General features: G+C 68.1%; 26 protein-coding genes and 1 tRNA gene. 14 read left to right on the top strand and 13 right to left on the bottom strand.

What is annotated here, in order from left to right; translation table 11 throughout:
* Positions 1-22: 22 nt before the first annotated feature.
* From FXF68_RS09810 to FXF68_RS09800, 3 genes are read right to left on the bottom strand one after another with little or no spacing between them, the layout of a single operon-like run.
* The gene (locus tag FXF68_RS09810) at positions 23-484 is read right to left on the bottom strand and encodes a RidA family protein (RefSeq protein WP_148758610.1); all 462 of its coding nucleotides are present in this window, start codon (positions 482-484) and stop codon (positions 23-25) included.
* 41 nt (positions 485-525) lie between these two features.
* The gene (gene sp36, locus FXF68_RS09805) at positions 526-684 is read right to left on the bottom strand and encodes a Sp36 family protein (RefSeq protein WP_131897152.1); all 159 of its coding nucleotides are present in this window, start codon (positions 682-684) and stop codon (positions 526-528) included.
* Between the two features lie 55 nt (positions 685-739).
* Positions 740-1,138: a winged helix-turn-helix transcriptional regulator gene (locus FXF68_RS09800; protein WP_246178660.1), complete on the bottom strand. Its 399-nt coding sequence runs from the start codon at positions 1,136-1,138 to the stop codon at positions 740-742.
* 133 nt (positions 1,139-1,271) lie between these two features.
* Between FXF68_RS09800 and FXF68_RS09795 the strand changes: the two genes are divergently transcribed.
* Complete coding sequence (locus FXF68_RS09795; RefSeq protein ID WP_148758608.1) at positions 1,272-2,219, top strand: NADP-dependent oxidoreductase; 948 nt, start codon at positions 1,272-1,274, stop codon at positions 2,217-2,219.
* A 16-nt stretch (positions 2,220-2,235) separates the two neighbouring features.
* Here FXF68_RS09795 and FXF68_RS09790 read toward each other — a convergent pair whose 3' ends face one another.
* Positions 2,236-3,249, bottom strand: a complete 1,014-nt coding sequence (locus tag FXF68_RS09790; protein ID WP_148758607.1) for a slipin family protein — start codon at positions 3,247-3,249, stop codon at positions 2,236-2,238.
* A 241-nt stretch (positions 3,250-3,490) separates the two neighbouring features.
* Between FXF68_RS09790 and bagA the strand changes: the two genes are divergently transcribed.
* Both bagA and bagB read left to right on the top strand, forming a co-directional pair.
* The gene (gene bagA / locus FXF68_RS09785) at positions 3,491-4,486 is read left to right on the top strand and encodes an ATPase BagA (RefSeq protein WP_148758606.1); all 996 of its coding nucleotides are present in this window, start codon (positions 3,491-3,493) and stop codon (positions 4,484-4,486) included.
* Positions 4,487-4,573: 87 nt separating this feature from the next.
* Positions 4,574-5,737 (top strand): ATPase BagB, encoded by a 1,164-nt coding sequence (gene bagB / locus FXF68_RS09780; RefSeq protein WP_148758605.1) that lies wholly within the window; start codon positions 4,574-4,576, stop codon positions 5,735-5,737.
* A 337-nt stretch (positions 5,738-6,074) separates the two neighbouring features.
* Here bagB and FXF68_RS09775 read toward each other — a convergent pair whose 3' ends face one another.
* Positions 6,075-6,386: a WhiB family transcriptional regulator gene (locus tag FXF68_RS09775; protein ID WP_067893986.1), complete on the bottom strand. Its 312-nt coding sequence runs from the start codon at positions 6,384-6,386 to the stop codon at positions 6,075-6,077.
* A gap of 327 nt (positions 6,387-6,713) precedes the next feature.
* On the opposite strand from FXF68_RS09775, the gene FXF68_RS09770 reads away from it, so the two are divergent.
* From FXF68_RS09770 to FXF68_RS09745, 6 genes are all read left to right on the top strand, one after another.
* Positions 6,714-8,990, top strand: coding sequence for a penicillin-binding protein (locus FXF68_RS09770; protein WP_148758604.1), 2,277 nt, complete (start codon positions 6,714-6,716; stop codon positions 8,988-8,990).
* 261 nt (positions 8,991-9,251) lie between these two features.
* Positions 9,252-9,719 (top strand): hypothetical protein, encoded by a 468-nt coding sequence (locus tag FXF68_RS09765; protein ID WP_148758603.1) that lies wholly within the window; start codon positions 9,252-9,254, stop codon positions 9,717-9,719.
* Positions 9,720-9,967: 248 nt separating this feature from the next.
* A complete protein-coding gene (locus FXF68_RS09760; RefSeq protein WP_187437835.1) occupies positions 9,968-10,702 on the top strand; it encodes a hypothetical protein in 735 nt (244 codons plus the stop codon).
* Positions 10,703-10,880: 178 nt separating this feature from the next.
* Entirely contained in the window at positions 10,881-13,073 is a 2,193-nt protein-coding gene (locus FXF68_RS09755; protein WP_148758601.1) for a glycoside hydrolase domain-containing protein, read from the top strand.
* Complete coding sequence (locus FXF68_RS09750; RefSeq protein ID WP_148758600.1) at positions 13,070-13,456, top strand: hypothetical protein; 387 nt, start codon at positions 13,070-13,072, stop codon at positions 13,454-13,456. The genes FXF68_RS09755 and FXF68_RS09750 overlap by 4 nt, the downstream gene beginning before the upstream one ends.
* A 22-nt stretch (positions 13,457-13,478) precedes the next feature.
* Positions 13,479-14,237 carry a M15 family metallopeptidase gene (locus FXF68_RS09745; RefSeq protein ID WP_148758599.1) on the top strand — a complete coding sequence of 253 codons (759 nt, stop codon included), beginning with the start codon at positions 13,479-13,481 and terminating at the stop codon, positions 14,235-14,237.
* Positions 14,238-14,276: 39 nt separating this feature from the next.
* On the opposite strand, the gene FXF68_RS09740 is transcribed toward FXF68_RS09745, so the two are convergent.
* Positions 14,277-14,729, bottom strand: coding sequence for a GatB/YqeY domain-containing protein (locus tag FXF68_RS09740; RefSeq protein ID WP_148758598.1), 453 nt, complete (start codon positions 14,727-14,729; stop codon positions 14,277-14,279).
* Positions 14,730-14,832: 103 nt separating this feature from the next.
* On the opposite strand from FXF68_RS09740, the gene FXF68_RS09735 reads away from it, so the two are divergent.
* The 3 genes from FXF68_RS09735 (at position 14,833) to FXF68_RS09725 (ending at position 16,486) form a co-directional block, all read left to right on the top strand.
* Positions 14,833-15,729 carry a metallophosphoesterase gene (locus tag FXF68_RS09735; RefSeq protein ID WP_187437834.1) on the top strand — a complete coding sequence of 299 codons (897 nt, stop codon included), beginning with the start codon at positions 14,833-14,835 and terminating at the stop codon, positions 15,727-15,729.
* Positions 15,729-16,337, top strand: a complete 609-nt coding sequence (locus tag FXF68_RS09730; RefSeq protein ID WP_148758597.1) for a class I SAM-dependent methyltransferase — start codon at positions 15,729-15,731, stop codon at positions 16,335-16,337. The genes FXF68_RS09735 and FXF68_RS09730 overlap by 1 nt, the downstream gene beginning before the upstream one ends.
* Before the next feature lie 75 nt (positions 16,338-16,412).
* Positions 16,413-16,486, top strand: a tRNA-Pro gene (locus tag FXF68_RS09725).
* A gap of 102 nt (positions 16,487-16,588) precedes the next feature.
* Here the strand turns inward: FXF68_RS09725 and FXF68_RS09720 are convergent.
* The 6 genes from FXF68_RS09720 to FXF68_RS09695 form a co-directional block, all read right to left on the bottom strand.
* Entirely contained in the window at positions 16,589-17,767 is a 1,179-nt protein-coding gene (locus FXF68_RS09720; protein ID WP_246178598.1) for a site-specific integrase, read from the bottom strand.
* 131 nt (positions 17,768-17,898) lie between these two features.
* Complete coding sequence (locus tag FXF68_RS09715) at positions 17,899-18,084, bottom strand: helix-turn-helix domain-containing protein (RefSeq protein WP_148758595.1); 186 nt, start codon at positions 18,082-18,084, stop codon at positions 17,899-17,901.
* A gap of 162 nt (positions 18,085-18,246) precedes the next feature.
* Positions 18,247-20,037 (bottom strand): FtsK/SpoIIIE domain-containing protein, encoded by a 1,791-nt coding sequence (locus FXF68_RS09710; protein ID WP_148758594.1) that lies wholly within the window; start codon positions 20,035-20,037, stop codon positions 18,247-18,249.
* Positions 20,034-20,378, bottom strand: coding sequence for a hypothetical protein (locus FXF68_RS09705; protein ID WP_148758593.1), 345 nt, complete (start codon positions 20,376-20,378; stop codon positions 20,034-20,036). Before FXF68_RS09705 ends, FXF68_RS09710 begins: the two co-directional genes overlap by 4 nt.
* Positions 20,379-20,407: 29 nt before the next feature.
* Positions 20,408-20,533: a hypothetical protein gene (locus FXF68_RS44430; protein WP_281292188.1), complete on the bottom strand. Its 126-nt coding sequence runs from the start codon at positions 20,531-20,533 to the stop codon at positions 20,408-20,410.
* A gap of 227 nt (positions 20,534-20,760) precedes the next feature.
* A complete protein-coding gene (locus FXF68_RS09695) occupies positions 20,761-20,970 on the bottom strand; it encodes a hypothetical protein (RefSeq protein WP_148758592.1) in 210 nt (69 codons plus the stop codon).
* 178 nt (positions 20,971-21,148) lie between these two features.
* On the opposite strand from FXF68_RS09695, the gene FXF68_RS09690 reads away from it, so the two are divergent.
* Positions 21,149-21,892, top strand: a complete 744-nt coding sequence (locus FXF68_RS09690) for a helix-turn-helix domain-containing protein (protein ID WP_148758591.1) — start codon at positions 21,149-21,151, stop codon at positions 21,890-21,892.
* 3 nt (positions 21,893-21,895) lie between these two features.
* Entirely contained in the window at positions 21,896-22,372 is a 477-nt protein-coding gene (locus FXF68_RS09685; protein WP_148758590.1) for an NUDIX hydrolase, read from the top strand.
* 29 nt (positions 22,373-22,401) lie between these two features.
* Here the strand turns inward: FXF68_RS09685 and FXF68_RS09680 are convergent, their stop codons facing one another.
* Complete coding sequence (locus FXF68_RS09680; protein WP_148758589.1) at positions 22,402-22,968, bottom strand: HD domain-containing protein; 567 nt, start codon at positions 22,966-22,968, stop codon at positions 22,402-22,404.
* Between the last annotated feature and the right edge of the window lie 19 nt (positions 22,969-22,987).

The raw sequence follows: 22,987 nt of genomic DNA, 5'->3' as shown, positions 1-22,987 counted from the left end.
GGCGAGCCCGACCGCCCCGCGCTCAGTCGACCTCCGCGATCAGCTCGACCTCGACGGGCACGTTCAGCGGCAGGGCGGCGACGCCGACCGCGCTGCGCGCGTGCCTGCCCGCGTCCCCGAACACCTCGACCAGCAGGTCGCTCGCCCCGTTGACCACCTGGGGCTGGCCGGAGAAGTCCGGCGCGCTGGCGACGAACCCGACGACCTTGACGATCCGCCGGACCCGGGACAGCTCGCCGACCTCGGCCTTCAGCGCCGCGATCGCGTTCAGCGCGCAGATCCGGGCCTGCCCGGCGGCCTCGTCGGCGTCCACCTCGGCGCCGACCTTGCCGGTGACGTGCACCTCGCCCTTCACCACCGGGACCTGCCCGGACGTGTAGACGAGCGAGCCCGTCCGGGCCGTCGGGACGTACGACGCGACCGGCGGGACGACGTCCGGCAGCTCGATCCCCAGCTCCCGCAGGCGCTCCTCTGGCGTGCTCATGACCACTCCTCCTCGATGGGGCTCTACGACTGGACGCGGCTCTACGACTGGACTTCGCGCTTGAAGTAGGCCACGAGGTTCTCCGGGTTCGGCCCCGGCAGGACGGTCACGAGCTCCCACCCGTCCTGGCCCCAGTTGTCGAGGATCTGCTTGGTCGCGTGCACCAGCAGCGGCACGGTCGCGTACTCCCACTTGGTCATGCGGCGAGCTTATGGCAGGGCCCCTCCGCATCGTGCTAGGGGGCGGCGCGTGGCCCTAGGAGGCGGGGGTCGCCGCGTCGTACCGCGCGCGGGCCGCGTGGATCTCGTCGATGTTGTGGTCGGCCCACCGGTGCATCGCGGTGACGAGCGGGATGATCCGCTCGCCCAGCAGCGTGAGCGTGTACTCGACCTGCACCGGGACGGACGGCGTGACCGAGCGGGAGACGAGCCCGTCCCGCTCAAGGGAGCGGAGGGTCTGCGTGAGCATCTTGGCGCTGACTCCCGGCATCGTCCGGGCGAGCTCGGCGTACCGGCGCGTGCCGCCCGCCAGGCGGCCGAGGATCATCGCGCTCCACTTGTTGCCGAGGATGCCGACGAGCTGGTGCGTCGGGCACGCCTCCATGTAGGCGTCGAACTCCGCCTTCTCCCGCTCGCGGCGCTGCGCCGCCGTCATCGTCGTCACGGGCTCACCTCCGGGTGCCGAACGCACTCGGAGGTAACTCCTTCCGGCCCGCCGCTGTTCCGGCGAAGGTGGGCGATGCGGGGGTTCTCCCCGCGAAATCCCCTTCCAGGCAAGGAGTTTCGGCATGCGCGCGATCATCGTCAGGGCGCCCGGCGGGCCGGCGGCGCTGGAGGTCGCCGACGTCCCGGCGCCCGTCCCCGGGCCGGGCCAGGTACGGATCAAGGTGGCGGCCGCCGCGGTCAACCCCGTCGACGCCGCCACCCGCTCGGGCGTGCTGGCCGACGCGGGACTGATGCCGCCGATCGGCGAGCGGGAGCACACCGGCATCGGCTGGGACGTCGCCGGAACCGTCGACGCGGTCGGCGAGGACGTGACCGGCTTCGCCGAGGGCGACCAGGTCATCGGCGTCCGGGACCGGCTCGACGTGCCGGTCGGGACGTACGCGGAGGCGGTCGTCCTGGACGCGGCCTCCGTCGCCCGCGCGCCCCGCTCGGTCCCGGCCGTGGAGGCGGCGACGATCCCGCTGAACGGCCTGACCGCGCTCCAGGCGCTCGACCTGCTCGACCTCCCGGCGGGCGGGACGCTGCTGGTCACCGGCGCCGCGGGGGCGGTCGGCGGCTACGCGGTCGAGCTCGCCGCGCGGCGCGGGCTGCGGGTCGTCGGGGCGGCGTCGGCGACGGACGAGGCGCTCGTCCGGAGGCTCGGCGCGGAGCTGTTCGTGCCGCGCGGCGCGCATCTCGGGGACGCGGTCCGGGCGCTCGTCCCCGGCGGCGCGGACGGGGCGCTCGACACGGCGCTGCTCGGCGTCCGGGCGCTCGACGCCGTCCGGAGCGGCGGGACGTTCGCCGCGGTCAACGGGGGGCCGGTCACACCGCCGCCGCTGCGCGGGATCACCGTCCGCAACGTGTGGGTCCGCGCCGACGGCGCCCGGCTGGGGCAGCTCTCCGACCTCGCGGAGGCCGGGGATCTGACCCTCCGCGTCGCGGACGCGCTCTCCCTGGACGAGGCCGCCAAGGCGCACGAGCGCCTGGCGGCGGGCGGTCTGCGCGGCCGCCTGGTCCTCGTCCCCTGAGCCCGGGGGCGGGCGTTCAGCTCTGCGGCGGCTGCTCCGATTCGCCGCCACCGGTGATGCCGCGCGGCTCGCCGGAGTCGCGGTGCGGCTTCGGCTCGTCCAGTCCGATGACCGGCGGGACGTCCTCGGCCGACTCCAGCGTCGAGGGCGTCTCGGCGGCGCGGGCCAGCTCCTGCTCGGCCTTGGCGAGCCGCTCCCCGAGGTCGGGCGTGCCCTTGCCGCCGCCGGAGCCGCTCGCGGGAGAGCCGCCCGCGACCTTGTCGAAGAACCGCAGGATCTCGACCGGCAGCGGCATGACCAGCGTGCTGTTCTTCTCCGCGGACACCTCGACGACCGTCTGGAGCAGGCGGAGCTGCAGGGCCGCCGGGTCCTGCGACATGATCTCCGCCGCCGCGGCGAGCCGCTTGGACGCCTGGAACTCGCCGTCCGCGGTGATGATCCGCGCGCGCCGCTCCCGCTCCGCCTCCGCCTGCCGGGCCATCGACCGCTTCATGCCCTCCGGCAGCGACACGTCCTTGATCTCGACGCGCTCGATCAGGATGCCCCACGGCCCCTCGGTGATCTCGTCGATGATCGTGCGGAGCCGGGCGTTGATCTTCTCGCGCTCGCCGAGCAGCTCCTGCATGTCGGCCTGGCCGATGACCGACCGCAGCGACGTCTGCGCCACCTGGGACACCGCGTACCCGTAGTTCTGGACGTTCACGATCGCCTTCACCGGGTCGATCACGCGGAAGTAGACGACGGCGTCGACGCGGACGCTCACGTTGTCCTGGGTGATGCCGTCCTGGGCCGGGACGCCCATCGTGACCGTCTGCCGGCTGACCTTCTGCATCCGCTCGACGATCGGGACGATCGCCGTGATGCCGGGCATCCGGACCGCGCCCCGGCGGAGCTCGCCGCCGCGCTGCACCTGGCCGAACCGGAACACGATGCCGTGCTCGAACTGCTGCACGACGCGGATCGACGACGTCAGGACGATCAGCGCTCCGACGACGACCACCAGCAATATGACTAGAGCCACCGCTTCCATCACGGGCACCTTTCTCGCGTGGACGGCGGGCCGGGGAGCGTCCCCCGCCCCGACTCTGCCTGGACCCGTGGAATCCAGTCGGAACCTCCCGCAGGGCGGTTCACGTTTTCCAGCTAACCGCGCGGGCAAGCCGAAGTACAACGTCCAAGCGAACGATCTTGAACGAACCGTGTCAGGGATCACTTGCAGAGGGGCGGGCGCGGTCTGAAGTGTCCGTCGGGTGGACGATATGGTCGATCGGGTGAGCGCGAGAGACACCGACTGGGACGGCGTACGCCTCCATGTGGTAACCGGGAAGGGCGGGACGGGCAAGACCACCGTCGCGGCCGCGCTGGCGCTCGCCCTGGCCGCCGGAGGACGCAAGGTCCTGCTCGTCGAGGTCGAGGGGCGGCAGGGCATCGCCCAGCTCTTCGACTGCCCGCCGCTGCCCTACGGGGAGCGCCGCGTCGCGGTCGCCCCGGACGGCGGCGACGTCTACGCCCTCGCGGTCGACACCGAAGAGGCGCTCATCGAGTACCTCGAGATGTTCTACAACCTGAAGCGCGCCGGGAAGGCGATGACCAAGCTCGGCATCGTCGACTTCGTCACTACCATCGCGCCCGGCCTGCGCGACGTGATCCTCACCGGCAAGACGAGCGAGTCCGTGCGCCGCAAGAGGCGGGACGGCTCGTTCATCTACGACGCCGTGGTCATGGACGCCCCGCCCACCGGACGGATCACGAAGTTCCTCAACGTGAACGACGAGGTGTCCGGGCTGGCGAAGATGGGGCCCGTCCGCAACCACGCCGACACCGTCATGAAGGTCCTGCGCAGCCCTGAGACGGCCGTTCACTTCGTCACGCTGCTGGAGGAGATGCCCGTCCAGGAGACCATGGACGGCATCCGCGACCTCACCGAGGTCGGCCTCCCCATCGGCGGCGTCATCGTGAACATGGAGCACCCGCCCGTCCTCGCCGAGGACGACCTCGCCGCCGCTGCCGCCGGGGCCCTCGACCTGGACGAGATCGTCCGCGGCGTGAAGGCCGCCGGGCTGGAGCACGACGCCGAGTCGATCGCCGCCGTGCTCGCCGCCGAGGCCGCCGACCACGCCCGCCGCACCGCCCTCCAGCGCCGCGAGAAGGAGCGCCTGGAGTCGATCGACCACCCCCGCTACACGCTCCCCCTGCTCTCGGACGGCATGGACCTCGCGGGCCTCTACGACCTGGCCGCCGCCCTCCGCGCCCAGGGCGCCGCATGACCGAGCGCAGCGAGGTCGCGCGGGGCGTGTGGAGGGTCGTCCCCCACAGTCCCCGCCGCATGAATGTGAACCGGCAGAGGTGAACGGATGAGCCCGACCGGCAAGACCCCGCCCGCGCTCGACGTGGACGCGCTGCTCGACGACCCCCGCACGAAGATCATCGTGTGCTGCGGGTCCGGCGGCGTCGGCAAGACGACGACGGCCGCCGCGCTCGGGCTGCGCGCCGCCGAGCGGGGCCGCGACGTGGTCGTCCTCACCGTCGACCCGGCCCGCCGCCTCGCCCAGTCGATGGGCCTGTCCGAGCTGGACAACAACCCGCGCAGGATCGAGGTCGAGGGCGACGGCGAGCTGCACGCCATGATGCTCGACATGAAGCGGACGTTCGACGAGATCGTCGAGGCGCACGCCGACCCCGACCGGGCGAAGCAGATCCTGGCGAACCCCTTCTACCAGTCGCTGTCGTCCAGCCTGTCGGGGACGCAGGAGTACATGGCGATGGAGAAGCTCGGCCAGCTGCACCGCTCCGGCGCCTGGGACCTGATCGTCGTGGACACCCCGCCGTCCCGGAACGCGCTCGACTTCCTGGACGCCCCCGAGCGCATGGGCCGCTTCCTCGACGGCCGCTTCATGAAGATCCTCGCCGCCCCGGCGAAGACCGGCGGCCGGTTCGGCGTCAAGGTGATCAGCGCCGGGTTCGGCATGTTCACCGGCGTGATCAACAAGGTGCTCGGCGTCCAGCTCCTGCGGGACGTGCAGACGTTCGTCGCCGCGTTCGACACGATGTTCGGCGGGTTCCGGGAGCGGGCGGAGAAGACGTTCCAGCTCCTCCAGACGCCCGGCACCGCGTTCCTCGTCGTCGCCGCGCCCGAGCCGGACGCGCTGCGCGAGGCGTCCTACTTCGTCGAACGGCTCGCGGAGGAGCGCATGCCGCTCGCCGGGCTGGTCGTGAACCGGGTGCACGAGCCGGGGGCGGACGTCCTGTCCGCGGCCCGGAGCCAGGCCGCGGCCGAGACCCTGGAGGAGCGCGGGGAGCACAAGCTCACCGCAGCGCTGCTCCGCATGCACACCGACCGCATGCAGCTCGCCGCCCGCGAGGAGCGGCTCCGCGACCATTTCGCGTCCACGCACCCGACGGTGCCCGTCACGGCTGTCCCGGCGCAGCCCGAGGACGTCCACGACCTGGAGGGCCTGCGCTGGGTGGGCGAGGACCTGGCCGCCGCCCCCAGCACGCCACCGTCCGCCGCCGCCTGACCAGCGGTCGCCCGGCTCGGCTTCATCGTGGGCGCCACCGCGAACCGTGGGCAAAGCGTGCCCCGAGCAAGGTGTCGCCGACTCATTTCACTGGCTGGAACAGTGCGCGGCGCGGGCGCGGCGGACTGGCGCGGGTTCGATCACCGAATTACACAAACCCGACAAGTCGGCCCGCTGAAAGCGAGGATTCTTCATCAATCCTCGTCCGGGCAGCAAAAACCATCGGCCGGACGGTGACCCGCGCCCACCCGTAATGAGCCACCGGGCGGACGCGGCTGTGGGCCCGCACCAAAACGGTGCGGGCCCGAAGCCACGCTTTATTGATCGAGCCGCAGCCTCAACTGGCGACGAGTTCCTGCTCTTCGACCTCGACCGACCGCTCGTACTCCTCCTTGGCGGTCTCCAGCAGATCGCGCCACGATCGCACGTCCGGCCGCCGACGCAACAACGCGCGCCTCTCCCGCTCCGTCATGCCGCCCCAGACGCCGAATTCGATCCGGTTGTCGAGGGCGTCGGCGAGGCACTCCGTGCGCACCGGACAACCGCGGCAGATCATCTTGGCCCGGTTCTGCGCCGCACCCTGCACGAACAGGGCGTCCGGATCCGCGTTACGGCAGGCGGCGCGGGCGGTCCAATCCGTGATCCACATCTTGGCCCCACTCCCCTAGGGTCTGTGTCGATTTGCGCTCCTTGGCCGGACGGGCGCGGACGTCAGGCCGCCAAACGAAAGCCGTGGGGAAGAACTTACGGAAGCGAGGGACGATTCAACAGCCCCCGATGGGCCCATTCTCGATATAGCCCACCAGGGCCATACCGCCGGAACGGACTAGTTACCTGTAGTTGACGCGCCAGACACGGCTCGGGTTGTCATCATGAGGGCATAACGGACGTACGTCCCCGCCAGCCGGAGGGCGGTACGTTCGACCTCGGGAGACCTGTCCCGAATGCACAGCTCGTCCCGCGTACTCTAGACCCCGTGCGGGTTGCGAACACTGATCGGGTCAAGGCTGCGTCCACGCTCTTCAGGCTGCTCGGAGCGGGGGTACTGGCGGGGGTCCTTGTCGCGTTCATCGCGTTGCCCGGCGTCGGCAGCGCCGGCCTGACGGCCCGCGACGCCGCGAACAACTTCGAGGACATGGACAGCCACCTCAAGACGACGCCGCCGTCCGAGAAGACGGTGATGTACGACGCGAGCGGCAAGCAGATCGCCACGTTCTTCGACAAGTACCGGGAATCGGTCCGGCTCGACCAGGTCGCGCCCATCATGCGCACCGCGATGATCGACATCGAGGACTCGCGCTTCTACCAGCACGGCGCCCTCGACCTGAAGGGCACGATCCGCGCGCTGGCGTCCAACGTCGAGTCGGAGCAGACGCAGGGCGGGTCCACGCTCACGCAGCAGTACGTCAAGAACCTGCTCGTCGACGCGGCCCGGACGCAGGAGGAGTACCGCGACGCCACCGCGACGACGGTCGGCCGCAAGCTCCGCGAGCTGCGCTACGCGCTCGACCTCGAACAGCGCTACAGCAAGGACCAGATCCTTGAGGGCTACCTGAACATCGCCTACTTCGGCGCGGGCGCCTACGGCGTGCAGGCGGCGGCCAAGCGGTACTTCAGCGTCCCCGCGTCCCAGCTCAGCCTGGGGCAGGCGGCGCTGCTCGCGGGCATCACGCAGAACCCGACGGCCTACGACCCCATCCGCAACCCCAACGACGCGCGGAAGCGGCGCGACACCGTCCTCTACCGGATGGCGCAGCTCCGCCACATCACCAAGCAGCAGGCCGACGCGGAGGCCGCGAAGCCGATCCAGCTCAACCGCACCGACCCGGTCGGCGGCTGCGAGTCCAGCAAGGTGCCGTACTTCTGCGAGTACGTGAAGTACGACATGCTCAACATCCTGTCGGACGGCAAGTACTGGCAGCTCAAGCCGAAGCAGCAGCAGCGGTACGTCAACGACCTCAACCGCGGCGGTTACACAATCCGCACCACGCTCGACATGCAGGACCAGCGGGCCGTCGACCGGTCGCTCCGCCAGACGGTCGCCCCCGGCGGCAGCCGCGTCGGCGTCGAGGCGATGGTCGAGCCCGGCAGCGGCGGCATCCGCGCGATGGGCGTGAGCAAGCGGTTCGGGCCGGGCAAGGGCCGGACGACCATCAACCTGCCGGCCGACGCCGCGCACGGCGGGGGCAGCGGGGTGTCGGCGGGCTCGACCTTCAAGGTCTTCACGCTCGCCGCCGCGCTGAGCCAGGGCGTCCCGGTCAGCACGTCGATCAACTCGGGCAACAGCACGACGGTGGCCGGGCTCACCACCTGCAAGGGCGACGGGACGGCGCCCTGGAGCCCAACGAACGCCGACCCGGCCGAAGCGGGCGGCTACAACCTCAAGACCGGCACCTGGCACTCGGTCAACACGTTCTACGCCCAGCTCGAGAAGCGGGTCGGGCTGTGCAACGCGGTGAAGATGGCCGAGAAGTTCGGCATGAAGCGGGCGGACGGCCGTCCGCTGTTCCAGGTGCCCTCCCAGGTCCTCGGCACCAACGAGATCGACATGGTGCACCTCGCCGCCGCGTACGCCGGTTTCGCCGCGCGCGGGAAGTACTGCGAGCCCGTCTCGGTCACCGAGGTCGTCGACGCCCAGGGCAAGAAGCTCAAGCTGCCCAAGCACGAGTGCCGCCAGGCGCTGAACTCCGACGTCGCCGACAAGGTGAACTCGATCCTTCAGGGCGTCCTCACCAAGGGCACCGCGCGGCGGATCGGCGGCATCGGCAGGCCCGCCGCGGGCAAGACCGGCACCTGTGAGGAGCACTCCTGCGCGGTCTTCGCCGGGCACACCCCGAACCTCGCGGCGGCCGCCGCCTACTGGGACTTCCGCGGCCCCTACCGCTACAAGGTGTACGGCGTGTTCGGCGCCGACCAGCCGTTGACGATCTGGTCGCAGAGCATGCGCGGCGCCCTCTCCGGCAAGCCCGCGCCGAACTTCAACACCCCGTCCCAGAGCTTCGGCGACACCGTCCGCGTCCCGAAGCTGGAGGGCGCGACGATCGCCGCCGCCAAGACCGCGCTCACCGGCGCCGGCCTTGAGGTGCGGGTGGCGTCGGGGTCCGTCCCCTCGGACAAGCCGAGAGGGACGGTCGTGTCCACATCCCCGGGCGCGGGCACCGAAGTCCCGTCGGGCACCACTGTCATCCTTTATGTGAGCAGCGGTAAGAAGGGCCACGACAACGGTCCGCCCGGGACGGGCTGGCCACGCTGAGGTAACGGCTGACCATTTCCGGACAGCCGCCGACTCCATAGCGGCCCCCGCCACCGCTCCGCGGCGCGCGGGGGCTTCGGCTTTTCAGCAGGTGGCGGCCGCGATTTCCGGGCGCGTTCGAGCTACCACACATTCCGGCATCGCGGAAGATCACCGAAGCGCCTCCGAAATAGTCGCTTGACCAACCGGAACGCGGTTAGTCATGATCACCAGCGAGATGATCTCTTAGCGAGGAGGGGGCTCGTGTTCTCATTGGGCAGCGTGAATTCGCGCAGGATCGGCGCCGCGGTGGTGGCGGTCGGCACGGTCGCCGGTGGAATGACCGCACTGGCCGCGCCGGCTTCCGCCGCGCCGCTGTGGTGCGGTTCGTGGCTGAAGAATCCCGGAAGCGGCAACCACCTGGTGTCCGGCACCCGCGCCAAGATCAACAACACCGCGTACATGCAGGTGAACGACAGGAAGGTCAACGGCGTCTGGTACGCCTGGGCCAAGCTTTACAAGTCGGGGTCGGCCACTTCGGGGATCGCCCTGATCTGGCGTAACGCGGGCAACGGGACCCTGTACCAGTGCGGCGGGCGCGACGGAAAGTCCGCCTACCAGTACACGGGTTGCAGCAATACGCTCTGCGACGCCTACACGCCCGGCGTCGACAACCCGCACGCCAACCGGGTCCAGGCCAAGGCCGTTCGGAACAGCGAGGTCTTCTACGGCCCTGCGGTCGCCTACTGATGAATCGCGGTCCCGTCCGGACGGCCGCCACCCCGGGCATCATCACGGGGGCCGTCGTCGCGGGGGCCGTCATCGCGGGGCTGACAGCGTGTTCGTCCGGTTCCGGCCCCGGCGGAGAGCCTCCGCTGGGGCCGGTCCCGACTCCCCGGGCCGGTTCCCAGTTGTCGCTGCCTTTGGACGCGTACAAACCCTCAATGGAGGAATCCGTCCGGATCGAGCGCGCTTCCGGTCTTTTTCTCCGGGCCTGCATGAAACGGTATGGATTCACCTTTCCGGTGCCGAGCGCGCACGTCCCGAAGTACCCGAGAAACGCGACGCTCCTGTCCTGGATTCCGATCCAGGAGGTCGGCCGGTACGGATACCAGGGGCCGCCCGGATTCAACGCCGACCTCGCCGCCGCTTCCCGGAACGGCAGACGGGGTTTCATCGTCCCACCGGACCAGATGCCGGTTTTCGAGGGGAGCGTCAAGAGCCTCAACGGTGTTCCCGTTCCGCCCGGCGGATGCTATGCCGCCCTCAAACAGAAGATCAACTTGGGTGCGCCGCGCGTCCGGGTGGATCCCGAAGACCCGAGCGTCCAGCCGGAACAGGGAATCGAGTACTTCCAGATCCGGGCCAACTTCCAGGCGCGCTCCGACCGCAGATTCCGGGCGCTGCTCGGAAAATGGAGCGCCTGTATGGCGAGGTCCGGCCTGAACTACGACTCCCCGGACTCGGCAGAGGGCGATCCCCGCTGGGCGGACGCGAACGAGAACGGAGAACGCCACAAGCCCGGCGCCGCCGAGTTGACGACCGCGACCACCGATGAGCGCTGCCGCGCCGAAGTGAACTTCTCCGGAGTGTTGCAGGCGCTGATCTCGGCCTACGAGCTTCGCCAGATCAAAGCCCACGGCGAGGTGATCCGCGGCGTCCAGAAGCTCCTCCGCGTCCAGGTCGGAAACGCCGCGTCTCTGACGGGGCCGCCGGCCGACACCGTCCCCTAGACCACCGTCGTGGCCGCCGCCGCGCCAGAGATGAGGCGGCCGCGCCGGAGCCGGCGTCGGGCGCCCGTCCCCTCGCCAGCGAAACACCCGCCTGCTTTCTAGGTGTGCACCCCGCTAGGCGCGCAGTACCAGTCAGTTCCCCGGAAGCCCTCGGCAATATTCCAGGAGGAGTATCGAGATGGCCGATGACATGGTCCGCAGAGCCCAGCGCTTCATCAACACCGTCTACAGCGGCGTGCCAGGTATTCCACACGTCGACGAGGACGGCGTCACCGGCTGGTCGACGATGTACGCCCTCACGCGATGCCTGCAACACGAACTGGGACTCACCTCCCTCTCCGACAGTTTCGGCCCCACCACGCTGAGCACCCTCCAGGCGAAATGGCCGACCATCAGCCGCAGCTCGGTCCCGCCCGCGAACATCATCCGGATCCTGCAGTCGGGCCTGTACTGCAAGGGGTACGACGGCGGTGAGATCGACGGCGTCTACAACGACCGCGTGTCCGCGGCCGTCACCAAGCTCAAGGCCGACATGGGAGTCGGGGACGCCTATCCCGGCGACGCGACCACGCCCAAGGTCTTCAAAGGCGTGCTCAACATGGACGCCTACGTCGTCATCAGCGGCGGATCCGGCACGGTGCGTTCCATCCAGCGCTGGATGAACGCCCGCTACATCAACCGCCGGAACTACTTCGTCATCCCGTGCGACGGACACTTCTCGCGGGACGTCCAAAAGGCCCTGATGTTCGTCATCCAGTACGAGCTCGGGATGAGCGACGACGTCGCCAACGGGGTCTTCGGCCCGGCGACGAAGGACGGCTTGAAGCAGAACACCCTTTCCACGGGATCGACCGGGGTATGGGTGAACCTCTTCAGCGCGGCGATGATCTTCAACCGCCGGGACGGGGTGACGTTCACCGATTCCTTCGGCGGCGCCCTCGCGAGCGCGGCCTCGGCGTTCCAGGAATTCGTCAAGCTCCCGGTCACCGGCAAGGGCGACTTCCAGACCTGGGCGTCCCTGCTGGTCTCCACCGGCGACTCGACCCGGAAGGGAACGGCGTTCGACTGCGTCACCGAGGTCGACACTCCGCGCGCTCTCGCACTGAAGGACGCGGGATACCAGATCGTCGGCCGCTACCTGTGCAATGTCGCGGGCACCACGCTGAACAAGATGATCCAGCCCTTCGAGCTGACCACGATCCTCGGCCACGGGCTCCGGGTCTTCCCGATCTACCAGACCTACGGCGGCGCGGTCTCCTACTTCAATTTCAAGCAGGGCGCCGCGGACGGTTTCGACGCCATCGTGTGGGCCCGGCACCACGGTTTCAAGCCGGGAACGCGCATCTATTTCGCCGTGGACTACGACGCGATCGACGCCGATGTCACGAGCAACATCATCCCACACTTCCGGGGGATCAAGCAGTCCATCGACGAGTACGGCGGCGGTTACAAGATCGGAATCTACGGGCCCCGGAACGTGTGCAGCCGGGTCGGCGGTGAGGGTCTGACCTCGGCCAGCTTCGTCTCGGACATGTCGACCGGGTTCAGCGGCAACCTCGGCTACCCCATGCCCGAGGACTGGGCCTTCGACCAGATCGCCACGGTGGTCGTCGGCTCCGGCGACCGGCGCATCGAGATCGACAACGACATCGCCTCCGGCCGCGACCAGGGGCAGAGCAGCGTCGCCCCGCCCGGCATATCCGAGGCACTCGACGTTCCCTTCGACTCCCAGTACCTCGGCACGCTGCTCTCCGACATCAGGCACTACTTCTCGACGATCGGGATCGAGGAATCCGGCACCGGCCAGCCGTACTCCACGGAGGAGTCGTTCCGCATACTCATGGCCTACGACCGGCTCATCACCAATCTGGCCCGCGCCCTGAGAATGCGCAAGTCGCTGATCCAGGTTCCGCTCCTCTGGGAGATCAGGCACTATTCGGACCTCGACATCGTGTCCGACGAACTGGTCCGCCAGCACTACCAGCACGGCATCGGCAACAAGATCGACGGAAGCACCGGGCTGGGCCAGATCTTCGCGGCGACCGCCATCGCGGCGCGGAACTACTCCGTCGACCTCGGCATCCTGAACGTGCCGAAACTGAACCCTGCCAAGGAGGCCGACCTCTGGCAGATCTGGCAGAAACTCAACACCGAGCCCGAGTTCAATGTCGGCGTCGTCCCGCACGTGCACATCTGGGGCGCCCACGACGTCGGCGCGCCGCGTCCGAGCCTTGATTACAGTGATGCCAACACGCTCCGAGTACTGGTCCGCTACCAGGGATCGGGTCCGGACGCCGAAGCGGAGGGGCAGAAGCGGCTCGGGCTCTACCGGGTGTTCGAAAGCTTCAACAAGCCCTTGCGGGAAAAATGATCCGAGAGGGGACGTTCGCCTTGCGTCCTGGCCGCCGCCCGTCCCACTACGCCGTCGTGCTCACGGCGGTCCTGGGCGCGAATCTCCTTCTCGGATACATCGGCATATATCCGATCGGCATCACCTGGTACGTGCTGAAGAACACGGTCGTCGCGGACCTCGGTTACGGGCACCGCGACCCCACCTTCGACGAGGGGCTCCTGCTCCCCTTCACGTACGCGGGCCTGTTCCTGATCGCATTCGCGGCGATCTCCGGAATCGCCAACTACTTCCTCGTGCGGATATGGCCGTTCGGCGGGAAGTGGCTCTGGCCGATCGCCGCCGCCCTCCTCGTCCTGCCCGGCCTCCTGGTCATCGCCGACCCTCGCCTCGGGTGGCGCTAACCGTCGAAAGGACCGTCCTGCAATGAAGAGTGACGACAGCCCCACAAGACGCGCAGTACTCCAAGGAGCGGCCGGCGCCGCCGCCGTCGCCGGTATCGCCGGATCGGGCATCGGCGCGCTCGCGGCGCCTGCCAGTGCGGCCCCCGGTCCGGGTCCGAAGAAGGAAGCCGCCCTCAAGAAGTCCATCGAGAAGGCCAGGGCCCGAGTGGAAACGGGCAGGCGCAGCGCCAACGGCTGGTCGATGGAGAAGAGAGTCGACGCCGGTGGCTCCATCTGGACCAAGAAGGTGCCCGGCAGCGACGTCTCGGTCGCCCTTCGCATCGGCGACGCCGCGATCGTGCTCACCCATGTGATCCGCCGTTTCCACTACGAGATCGACACCCTGGAGAACGGCGACGTCGTCGGGTTCAAGCCCCCGCGCCTGCTGTTCGAGCACGGGTGGGAGAGCAACCACTCGTCCGGCACCGCGATCGACATCCGCCCCGGCTGGTACCCGGACGGAGCGAAGGGCGGCTTCTTCCCGCACGAACTGGTCACGATCCGCGACATCCTCGCGGACTGCGAAGGGGCCGTGAAATGGGGCGGCGACTTCGCCACCCCCGCCGAATCGCATTTCCAGATCGACGTCCGCCCCGACGACGCGCTGCTGAGAAAGGTGGCGGACAAGCTTCGCGGGTGGAACGCGGCCCCGGGCGAAGGCGCCGGAGTCCTGGTCGACGTCCTGGCGCCGTCGCGCCGGTCCCGCGCCGACGCGCTTGAGCGGCGCCAGCGACGCCGCTGACCGGATCCGGAGGGCCCGGCGTTCGCGCCGGGCCCTTTCTCACGCGGTGAGCTGGCGCTTCACCTCGGCGGCGACGCGGCCGCCCTCGGCGCGTCCGGCCACCTTCGGGTTCACGGCCTTCATGACCTGCCCCATCGCCCGCGGACCGGCCGCGCCCGTCGCGGCGATCGCGTCCGCCACCAGCGCCGTCAGCTCCTCGTCGGCGAGCTGCGCGGGCAGGTACTCGTCCAGGACCTCGCCCTCGTCCCGCTCCGCCTTCGCCTGCGCGTCCCGTCCCGCGTCACCGAAGGCGGCCGCCGCCTCGCGGCGCTTCTTCGCCTCCCGGGTCAGCACCCTGACGACGTCCTCGTCGGACAGCTCGCGCGCCTGCTTACCGGCGACCTCCTCGTTCTTCACCGCGGTCAGCGCGCTGCGCAGGGTGCGGACGCGCACCTCGTCTCGCGCCTTCATCGCCGCCGAGAGGTCGGTCTCCAGCTTCTCCTTCAAGGTCATGCACCACATGATGCCCGTCCCCGGCGCCGTCCCCCCACATCCGGCCGCACTGGAAGCCGCATCGGGATTACCGAGAGGTGCACATCTCTGGAAGCATGGAGGTGTGCGAAAGTTTCACGCCGTCCCCCTCGCCCTGCTGGGCGCGGGCGCCGCGACCTTCGGGTACGCCTCGGTGATCGAGCGGAACTGGTTCCGCCTCCGCCGGGTGGACGTTCCGGTGCTGCCGCCCGGCCGCCCGCCCGTGAAGATCCTGCACATCTCCGACGCGCACCTCACGCCGGGCCGGTCCCGCCTCATCCACTGGGTCCGCTCCCTGAACGCGCTTGAGCCCGACCTCGTCGTCAACACCGGCGACACCCTCTCGCACCGCGACGCCATCGGACCCTTCCTGGACGCCCTCGGCCCCCTCCTCGACCGTCCCGGCGTCTTCGTCTACGGCTCGAACGACCTCTACTCCCCGCGCTTCAAGAACCCTCTGCGCTACATCTGGCGGACGAGCAAGTCCGACTACTCCCGCAGGCGCCGCGAACCCGACCTCCCCTACCGCGAACTCGGATCGTCCCTCCAGGCCGCGGGCTGGCTCGACCTCAACAACCGCATCGGCCGCCTCAAGGTAGGCGACCTGGACGTCGAGTTCGGCGGCATCGACGACTCCCACATCGACCGCGACCGCTACGACAAGATCGCCGGTCCGGTCGACCCGCAGGCGGACGTCCACCTCGGCGTCATGCACGCCCCCGAGCCCCGCAACCTCGACCGCTTCGCCGCCGACGGCTACGACCTCCTCCTCGCCGGGCACACCCACGGCGGACAGGTCTGCGTCCCCTTCTACGGCGCCCTCGCCACCAACTGCGGCATCGACCGCCCCCGAGTGAAGGGCCTGCACCGCCACCGCGGCTCCTGGCTGAACGTCTCCGCCGGCCTCGGGACGTCCCCCACCGCGCCCTTCCGCTTCTGCTGCCCGCCCGAGGCGACGCTCCTCACCCTCGTCCCGCGCTGATGCCCTTCCACTGGAGGACCGACCGCCGCTCCGTCACGGGCTACGACCGCGTCGTCCAGAACCCCGTCCTCGCCCGCCTCGGAGCGCGCCTCCTCTGGAACTACGACATCCGCCACCTCCACCAGGCGATCGCCGCCCAAGACCCTTCGGCCCTCACCCTCGACATCCCCTCCGGCGGCGGTGTTGCCGTCCGCGACAACCCCCGCCACGTCGCCGCCGACCTCTCCCGCACAATGCTCGACCGCGCCCGCCGCAAGACGTCCGCCCTCGTCCAGGCCGACATCTACGCCCTCCCCTTCCCCTCCGGAACCTTCGACGCCTGCGTCACCTACAACGGCCTGCACTGCCTCCCAGACCCAGCCGCCGCGCTACGCGAACTGACCCGCGTCCTCCGCCCCGGAGGCACCCTCAGAGGCACCACCCTCATCCTCCGCACGAGCCGCCGCACAGACGCCCTCTACGCCCTCCTCCGCCGCCGGGGCTACTTCGGCCCATCCGGCACCCTCACCGACCTCCGCACCTGGCTGACGACGGCCGGCCTGACCGACATCCACCTGGCCCCCAACGGCGCCGTGGCCGGCTTCACGGCCCACCGCCCAGCTAATTAGGGACGCACCACCCCCCGCCATCCGCTAAGGTGTACTAGGCGCCGGGAGAACGTACGACTCCCGGGCAGCCACCACCGGGGTGTAGCGCAGCTTGGCAGCGCGCTTCGTTCGGGACGAAGAGGTCGTGGGTTCAAATCCCGCCACCCCGACAGAGAAGTCCCAGGTGAGAGAGGGTCTCGGAGTTCCATCCGAGGCCCTTTTTCGATCTTCAAGGCCACGGGGAGCCAAACGGGGAGCCACCGTCACCGGACTTACGCGGACTTGGCGGCACCGAAAACGGCGTTGATCGCCTCGGCGCCCTTCGTGATGACCGGCTTGAGCTGGTGCCGGTAGACCTCTTCCGTGACCGCCGTGGACGAGTGCCCACAGAGGTCTGCGATGTTCTCCAACGGCACGCCACTGTCACTCATGATCGAGACGAACGAGTGACGAAGTTCGCGCGGCGTCCAGTTCGTTCCGATACCCGCCTTCTTGGTGATCAGCCGGAACGCTCGCCGGACGTTGGCCGCGTCGAGGGGCGTGCCGATGGGTGAGCAGAAGACGAGATTGTTGTCCTGCCAGGCCCCACCCGCTCTGAGCCTCTGGGCCGCTTGGCGGGTGTGATGCGTGCGGAGAGCCTCCACCGCTGGGGTCGGGAGTTCGAGCGTACGGCGAGACTTCTCCGTCTTCGTGTCGCCGTGGGCGCGGACGGACCGCCACACATAGATGGCGAACCTCTCGTGATCGAAGCCCACTTCGGTCACCGGACGCCATGCGCCCTCGTCCTCTACCCATGCGACGACGTGAACCCAGCGAAGGGCGCGAGCCTCCTCCGTCCGGATGCCGGTTGTGAGGCTGACGACGACGTAGGCATGTAGCCGCGACGACTTTGCTTTCTCCAGCACGACGGTGGCTTCGCCGAGGGTGAGTGCCTTGCTAGGACGTCCGGCCTTGCCTTTCGGTGTCGTCACGAGTTCCGCGACGTTGCGCACGACCTTGTCACGAGCCTGGGCGTGCCGGATGGCTCGCTTCAAGATCGAATGGACGCCTTGCAGGGAACGGCTGGACAACTTCGTCGTGAGGCCATCGAGCCATTCGTCTACGTGGTCGGCACGCAAGTCCATGAGCTTGGTCTTGCCGATGCTCGGAATGATGTGCTTGTCAGCGAGAATGCGGAGGGTCGTCACAGTGCTGGGATCGACCTTCTTGAGCCCCTGCGAAAGCCAGTCTTCAACGGCGTTGGCCACCCTGTAGTTCGCGGGACTCCTGACGCCGGACTCCAGGTCCTTGACCGCGTCGTTGAGTTTGTCCTTGACGTCTTGCTTGGTGCGTCCCTTCCTCTTGAGCCGCTTGCGCCTGCCGTCGGGGCCGAACCCGAGGGAGACGGCACCGGTGTAGCCGTCTCCCTCGGGGTAGATCGTCCCCTCATAACGGCCGATGACGATCTTCATATCCATCCCTCCTCTTATGGGGTGGGGCCGTTCACCAGGGACGCTAACACAAGACGTCCCTAGACGTCCCTAGGTCAGGAGGTCGTTTGCAGGGGCGTGGCGTACCGACTGAACCTTCCGTGCGGCTGGGCTCAGTGCGTCACTTCGTGGGAGGGCTGTTCCATGGAGGTGACGAACTCGGCGAGGTGCTGGTCAGTGATGCGGCGCAGCTTGCCGATCTTGAGACTGCGGAGTTGGCCGGTGCGGATCAGGAAGTAGACTTTGTCCCGTCCGATGTTGAGGATCTCGGCTACCTGCTCGACGGTGTACGCCTGCACGAGACACCACCTCCTTTCGCCCGGGGGATCGCCCGGGGTCTTGTGCGGTGTGGGTTGTGATCATCTCCTTGGTTACGGTGAGTGCTCGTCTGCGTCTCGTCTCACGGACGTCTCAACCGCCCATACGTGCAGACGCGCGCGTGAGACGAGACATTGAGACGACTACTGGACGTGATCGGACGCCTTGTAGCGGCCCCGTCCGACCTGGACGGCGCGGCCCGTCTTCACGAACTCGGCGAGGCGTCGATAGAGCGTCGGACGGCTGAGGTTCGTGATCAGCAGGAGGTGTGCGATCGGGAGGCCCTCGTCCGGTGCGCCGTCCAGGGCATCCCTCAGAACGGTCTCGGCGTGATCCTCGTGGGATGGATCCGGCGGGGCGGTCGATGCGGGAACCGGTGCCGTGCGTGCCTCGTCCAGGGCGTGCAGGGAGACCTCGTCCAACGGCGGACGGATGGACGCTTGCCTCTCCGCGGTCTCTGTCACGGTGTCGTCAGTGAGGAGGTAGGCGCGGCCTCGCCGAGGCGTGTCATGTTCGGGTGCGGAGAGGAGGAACTTGCCCGGCGCGTCCAGGGTGTGAGCGTGCCATCCGGCACTGAGCATCCCTTGCCCAAGGATGAGATCGACGTCTTTCCTCTCCCGGACGCGGAAGCTAATGCGGACGTCCATCTGTGACCGGACGGCACCCTTGCCCATGGCCTTTTGTGTCGGGCGCTGAGTGGCCGCGATAAGAGTCACGGCAACGGCGCGTCCCCGCCGCGCGATCGAATCCGTATCGCTCGCAGCTTCCGGAGCATCCTCGGCGAGTTCGGCGTACTCGTCCACGATGATGACGAGCGCGGGAAACTCCGGCGTCGGATCCCACACGCGCCGTCCGTTGGCTGCGAGGTATTCGGCGCGTCCTTCCAGAACGGTGACGGCGTCGCGGAGCATGGCGTGGGCTTGCTCGGGGGTGGTGGCGAGTCGATCGATGCAGGACGCCCACGGCATGAGTTCCATACCGCGTTTGAGGTCGATAGCCCAGATGACCACGTCCCGGCATGCGCTGAGATTGCCCATCAGGACGTTGATTCCGCCGCTCTTTCCCGAGCCTGCCACGCCCCCGATCAGCCCGTGACGTCGCAGCAGCAGAACGCGCGCGCCGGTGGCGTCTTCGAACGGGCCGAGGTCGATCGGCTCGGTAATGGACGAGACTGACGGTCCAGGCCATGGAATCGCGTCGGCGTGCGGGTCTGTGTCGAGCACCCGCAGTTCAAACCGGTTGGCTTTGTCGTCGCGCGTCGGATAGACGCGCACCGCGCCCCGGAACGTGCCGAGAGCCGACTCAAGTGCCGGAATCCTCCCGATAACGTCCTGGATCGTCTGGCCGCGTGCCAGCGCGAATCGTGCGCGCCATCCCCACACGTCCACTACCGCGGACTGTGCGCGTGATCCGGAGAGCCCGACCGATTGCGCGATTTCCGGCCACGCGGCTATCTGCCGATCGACACGGACTTTGGCGCGCCTGCGCCGATGTGCCCACCAGGGCACGGCGAGTACGACTCCGCCGCCCGCCAGCATGAGAGGCAACGGCTGGAACATGACGCCCAGCGCCGTAGCGGCGGAAAGCCATCCACCGGCACCCATGGCAACGATGGCGGCATAGACCCGTTCGATTCGCAGGGAGAGCCCGCCCCGGTCCCCGGACAAGGCAAGCGCCGATGCGAGCGCTGTAGCGGCACCCAGCATCCACGGCCACCATTCCGGGTGTGTCAGGTGCAAGCCCGCACCCCCAAGAACGAGAGCGGCCATCAGATAACCCGGCGCCAGCTCCGACCGGTACCGCCACAGTGCCCGCATGACGAGCACGGCGGCCACGTCCGGGAACTGGTCGTCACGGTCGATGATCACCATGGGCTGAAGCCCGTTGCGGCGCATCTTCTGCGCATGCCGCCGCATTTGACGTGTCCGGCTCATGAGCGCCCCCAGGCGTCCGGGGGAAGGTGCCCTTGCGCGCGAAGCTCGTCGCGCAAGTAGTACAGCGGATCCGACTCCGCGTCGCGTTCGGCCTTGAGGGTCGCGCGTCCAGCGGCAGCGAGATTCGCGTGGTCACGTCGAGCCTTGGAAAGCGCGCCGGACAGCCGATGGATTTCGGAGATGAGTGCGGTGACGTCCGCGAGTGCGGCGTAGATATGGAGCCACAAGTCCTCAATGGACGGCATCGCATCGGACAGATTGGTGACGATCTCGCGCGCGGCGAGGCTGCGCGTACGAACCTCCTGAATGTTGACCTTGACGTGGGGCGGTTGGTCAGGCACTAGGGCATCCCTCCCTTCGGTCGGGAACGTCAGTGCTGAGAAAGGGACTGGACGAGGACGGAAACCAGTCGACGGATTTCCGGCGCGGCATCGGTGGCGGCGAGGAAGAACCCGAACAGCAGGCACACGGCGATGTGCGAGCCGCGCAGTCCCATGTATCGTCACGCGATCCACACCGCGGCGCCGAGGATCACAACCAGGGGAACGGAGACGTCCACGGAGTCACTCCCTCACAGCCAGAGGTCCGGGTAGCGGGAGCCGTGCCCGCGCCGCAGCCAGCGGGCACGGGCACGGCACTTGCGGCACCGCCGGTTACCGGGCTCGACACGCGCGCCACAGACGCACGAGTGGCCGGTGATGATGCGAGGCATTCGCCGCATGGTCACCGCCCCGCCGGGACGCGGCCCGGCGTGTCGTCGCACGTGCGAGTGCTGAGCAGACGCCTGGACGCCGTACCGACGCGGGACGTCTCGGGGCGTCCCCGCGAGGCGCGGCGCTCCTCGGCGTGGATGCCGATGACGAGCATGGCGAAGATTCCGCAGGTGGAACCAGCGAGGAAGACAGCGATGATCGCGGCCAGGATGAGGATCATGTGAGATCCCTCCTCTCGAAAGGCCCGTGTCCGGCGGGGGCGGTCCGGGCGATCGGTGGCTACCGAGAAAGAGAGTGCTTCTGACCTGCGGGACGAGATCACCACATGACTGGACGTGTTCATGACGTCCTCATAGGGTTGACCGCGTCCTAGGACGTCCCGGAACCCGGACGGGTGCATGCCGAACGAACGCCTACGCGCCACTCTGCTAGAGCAGGGCCTGACCATTGCCATGCTCGCCGAGTCGATCGGCGTGGATCAAAAGACGGTAGAACGGTGGATCACTCAAGGCCGCACTCCGTACCGGCGGCATCGTTACGCAGTGGCTTCGCGCTTGGGCGTAGACGAGACCTTTCTATGGCCGGACGCCTTGTCCAACGAACAGGTCACCGCGGCGTCTACCGGCGAGCTGGTGACGATCTATCCACACCGCACGGCCGTACCTAGGGACATCTGGGGACGTCTCTTTGCTTCCGCTGAGGAAGAGATCGGCGTCCTCGTCTACGCCGGTCTGTTCCTCTCGGAGGACACGGGCATTCAACGCACGTTCGCCGAGAAAGCCAAAGCCGGTGTTCGCGTCCGTATCCTGCTCGGCGACCCTGAAAGTCCCCAGGTCGCCGAACGCGGCGCCGACGAGGGCGTAGACGACGCAATGGCCGCGAAAATCCGCAATGCCCTAGTCCTCTACAAAAACCTTCGTAAACAGGACGGCGTAGAGTTTCGCAGTCACCGAACGGTACTGTACAACTCGATCTATCGTGCGGACGATCAGCTCTTGATTAACACCCACGTCTACGGAATGCCAGCCGCGCTAGCGCCGGTATGGCACCTACGCCGCATCGCGGGAGGCGACCTCGTGAATACCTACCTAGAGAGCTTTGAGCGCGTCTGGGAAGGCGCGGCACCCATCCCCGTGGGTTGATGTATGGCTCGGCGAATCGACTACTACGACGACCCTGCTGCACCCGAAGCTAACAGCCTCGTCCCGTCGGTGAATGTCGTTGTCGTCCGCGATGACGGGAGAATACTTCTCATTCGCCGTACGGATAACGATAACTGGGCATTGCCGGGGGGTGCGATAGACCTCGGAGAGTCGGTCAGCCAGGCGGGAATTCGCGAGACTCTCGAAGAGACGGGCATCAACTGCGAGATCACGGGAGTAGTCGGCATCTACTCAGATCCGAAACACGTGATCCACTATACGAGCGACGATGAGGTCCGGCAAGAATTCTCTATCGTGCTGACTGCTCGCCCGATCGGTGGACGTCCGACCGCTAGTAGCGAATCCAGTGAAGTTCATTGGATAGCGACCGAAGATACAGGATCGCTGCAGATGGATCGCTCAATGCGGTTGCGAATCGCCCACTACCTAGAACGACGAGACTCGCCGGTTGTTCTCTGAGTGGGCCCCGAGAGGGTCTGCGGAGGCACCTAAACAGATAGTCCAAGGTAGCGAGACTTCTTCTGTACTTGAGTCACTGCGTCAACGAGATGCGGCTCCGCCAAGCGCGTAAAGCGAGTAACCAGATGATTCGGTCCGTAGCGCTCGCGTATCTCGGCTAGGCGCTCGGCGACCGAGACAACCTCCCCATCCGGCGTAGTGGTCATGTCGCAGTAGATGAGAGCACGACTCAAGTATCCGCTTGCCGGTGCAAATTCATCGGACAACTCGTCCGCCAACCCACGTTCGCGAGCCTCGATTAGAGCGCAGGAATGGTGAGCTACCAATTGGCACAGTTGAGTGTCGGCATGGTGGGAGTCGCGAAGGTAGCGTGCGCCGTCCAGGGGATGGAACCCTGTCTCGACGAGGTCGGGGGCGTACCCGATGTCGTGCAGCCAAGCGGCGGCCTCTAGAAGGTCGGCCCTGTCGCCGAGAGTAGGGGCGAGCGTGCGGGCTTGGCGAGCCACGCCCTGGGTGTGGGCCCAGCGACGAGGGAGTGGGGTCTCCAGGTGCTTGCGTGCGAGGTCGCGTGCCCATGCGGCTGTGTTCTTCCTCATGGATTCGACGGTACGAGGG

The sequence above is a fragment of the Actinomadura decatromicini genome (assembly GCF_008121305.1).
Classification (GTDB): domain Bacteria; phylum Actinomycetota; class Actinomycetes; order Streptosporangiales; family Streptosporangiaceae; genus Spirillospora; species Spirillospora syzygii.
Note: the sequence above shows the minus strand (reverse complement) of the source record. Positions and strands in the feature narration are given on the sequence as shown.